Origin of the sequence: Dietzia sp. DQ11-44 (genome assembly GCF_014145205.1) — a bacterium.
Classification (GTDB): Bacteria; Actinomycetota; Actinomycetes; order Mycobacteriales; family Mycobacteriaceae; genus Dietzia; species Dietzia natronolimnaea.
The window spans coordinates 1-2,580 of sequence record NZ_JAALEC010000583.1; the positions used below are offsets into that span (position 1 = coordinate 1).

The window sequence follows — 2,580 nt, forward strand, 5'->3', positions numbered from 1 at the left end:
TCCCGATGGCCTCGGTGATCGCCGGAGCGGGGCTGACCGCGGCGGCCTTCTCCCGTTCCCAGATGATCTCGCTGGTGCTGCCACTGGCGACCAGGTTCCCGCTGATGCTCACGACCACCCTGGTCGTGGTGGCGATCGCCCTGATCAGGGCCTTCGTCCTCGAACCCCGCAGCCCGCGACCGGTGGCCGTCCGCCGCCAGCGGGCGGCCCCGGCGCACGCCCGCCGCTGAGGCTCCCGCGGATCCCGGGGCTCCCGGGGCTCCCGGGGCTCCCGCGGATCAGACCTTCTTGGGAACCCGCAGCTCGCGGGGCAGCGAGAACGTGATGGTCTCCTGGGCGGTCCGCACCGAGGAGACGTCGTTGAAGCCGTGGTCGGCCAGCAGGTCCACCACACCTCGGACCAGCAACTCCGGCACCGAGGCGCCCGAGGTCACCCCCACCGTGGTGACGCCCTCGAACCAGGACGTGTCGATCTCCTTGGCGTAGTCCACCAGGTGCGCGTCGCGCGCACCGGCCTGCAGGGCCACCTCGACCAGGCGGACAGAGTTGGACGAGTTCTGGGAGCCCACCACGATCACCAGGTCGCACTGCGGCGCCATCGTCTTGACCGCGACCTGCCGGTTCTGGGTGGCGTAGCAGATGTCGTCCGACGGCGGATCGATCAGCGTCGGGTACTTCTCCTTGAGCCGCCGCACCGTCTCCATCGTCTCGTCCACGCTGAGCGTGGTCTGCGAGAGCCAGATCAGCTTCTCGGTGTCGACGGGGATGTCGAGGGCGTCGACGGACTCCGGGCCGTCGACCAGGGTCACCACATCGGGGGCCTCGCCCGCGGTCCCCTCGACCTCCTCGTGGCCCTCGTGGCCGACCAGGAGGATCAGGTACCCCTCCCGGGCGAAGCGCTTGACCTCGGTGTGGACCTTGGTCACGAGCGGGCAGGTGGCGTCGAAGGTGTTCAGCTCCAGCTGCAGGGCGCTCTCGCGGACGGCCGGCGAGACGCCGTGGGCGGAGAACACCAGGTTCGACCCGTGCGGGACCTCGTCGGTCTCGTCGACGAAGATCACGCCCTGGTCGGTGAAGGACTCCACGACGTGCTTGTTGTGGACGATCTCCTTGCGGACGTACAGCGGGGCACCATGCTTGGCCAGGGCCTTCTCGACCGTCTCGACTGCCCGGTCGACGCCGGCGCAATAGCCGCGCGGTTCCGCGAGGAGCACTCGCTTGGTTGCCGGTTCGGCGATCATGTCGGTCTGCTCGGTCATGTCACCAGGGTACGGTTCATACTGGATTCCGACCATCACGCCTCCCGGACGCCCCCCGGCAGAGAGGTTCCCATGCTCCGTCCGTTCTTCCTCACCCGTGTCTCCATCGGGGTCGCCGCCTCCGCGGTGGAGCTCGCCGTGGAGCTCCCCGGTCGCGCGCTCCAGGCGGCGGTCTCGCTGCCCGCGGTCCCCGTGAAGGTCGCCGGCAGCCTGGTGCAGTCGTACCTGCACGCCGGCCAGACCGTCGCCGGTCTCGCGGTCAAGGGCGATCGGGTGATCGCGACGGTGTTCCCCTCCCGGTCGGACAAGCCGGAGTGGGCGACCTTCGACGAGGACCTCGACGACGACGGGGCCGGGGGCGGGGCTGACACCGCCGTGGGCCCGGGCGGGGACCGCGGTCCCGGCGGCGACGAGCCCGACGTTCCGACCGGCCGCGTCGCGCCACGCACCACGTGACCGCCGGATCGACGAGGTCCCCCAGCAGCCCCGAACAGCCGTGGCCGGTCCGGGTGGTCTCGGACCAGATCGCCAACTGGATCCACCGTCTCGGCGTCGTCTGGGTCGAGGGGCAGATCACCCAGCTCAGCCTGCGCCCGGGCACACGGACGGCGTTCCTCACCCTGCGCGACCCCTCGGTGGACAATTCGCTGACCCTCACCTGCCCGCCCCGCCTCATCTCCGAGGCGCCCGTGCCGGTCACCGAGGGCAGCCGGGTCGTGGTCCGGGGAACGCCCCGCTTCTACACCGGTCGTGGATCGTTCTCGCTCCAGGTCTCCGAGATCCGCCCGGTGGGCATCGGCGAACTCCTCGCCCGCATCGAGAGGCTCAAGCAGGCCCTGGCCGCCGAGGGGCTGTTCGACCCTCGTCTCAAGCGCCCGCTGCCGTTCCTGCCGACCTGTGTCGGGCTGGTGACCGGCCGCGCGAGTGCGGCCGAGCGCGACGTGGTCGAGGTGTCCCGGGGTCGGTGGCCCGACGTGCGGTTCGCCGTCCGCAACACCGCGGTCCAGGGACCGTCGGCCGTACCGCAGATCCTGGAGGCGTTGGCGGAACTCGACGCCGACCCGGTCGTCGACGTGATCATCCTGGCCCGAGGTGGGGGCTCGGTCGAGGATCTCCTCCCGTTCTCCGACGAGGCCCTGGTGCGGGCGATCTCGCGGTGTCGCACGCCCGTGGTCAGCGCGATCGGACACGAGCCGGACTCCCCGCTCTCCGATCTGGTCGCCGACCTGCGCGCGGCCACCCCCACCGACGCCGCCAAGCGCGTGGTCCCGGACGTCGCCGAGGAGCGTCGCCGCATCGTCGAGGCCCGCGCCCGGACCGC

Annotated in this window: 4 protein-coding genes; 3 read left to right on the forward strand and 1 reads right to left on the reverse strand. The window is 71.4% G+C overall.

The window, feature by feature from the left end:
- A partial coding sequence (locus G6018_RS13775; protein WP_347237871.1) for a DUF6542 domain-containing protein occupies window positions 1-230 on the forward strand: 230 nt, incomplete at its 5' end.
- Window positions 231-278: 48 nt separating this feature from the next.
- On the opposite strand, the gene G6018_RS13780 is transcribed toward G6018_RS13775, so the two are convergent.
- Window positions 279-1,259 carry a 4-hydroxy-3-methylbut-2-enyl diphosphate reductase gene (locus G6018_RS13780; RefSeq protein ID WP_179525649.1) on the reverse strand — a complete coding sequence of 327 codons (981 nt, stop codon included), beginning with the start codon at window positions 1,257-1,259 and terminating at the stop codon, window positions 279-281.
- Window positions 1,260-1,331: 72 nt separating this feature from the next.
- On the opposite strand from G6018_RS13780, the gene G6018_RS13785 reads away from it, so the two are divergent.
- Together G6018_RS13785 and xseA are read left to right on the forward strand one after the other, a co-directional pair.
- Window positions 1,332-1,715, forward strand: coding sequence for a hypothetical protein (locus G6018_RS13785; RefSeq protein WP_182639912.1), 384 nt, complete (start codon window positions 1,332-1,334; stop codon window positions 1,713-1,715).
- The coding region (gene xseA, locus G6018_RS13790; protein ID WP_182639913.1) for an exodeoxyribonuclease VII large subunit at window positions 1,712-2,580 on the forward strand (869 nt) is incomplete at its 3' end. The genes G6018_RS13785 and xseA, both read left to right, overlap by 4 nt.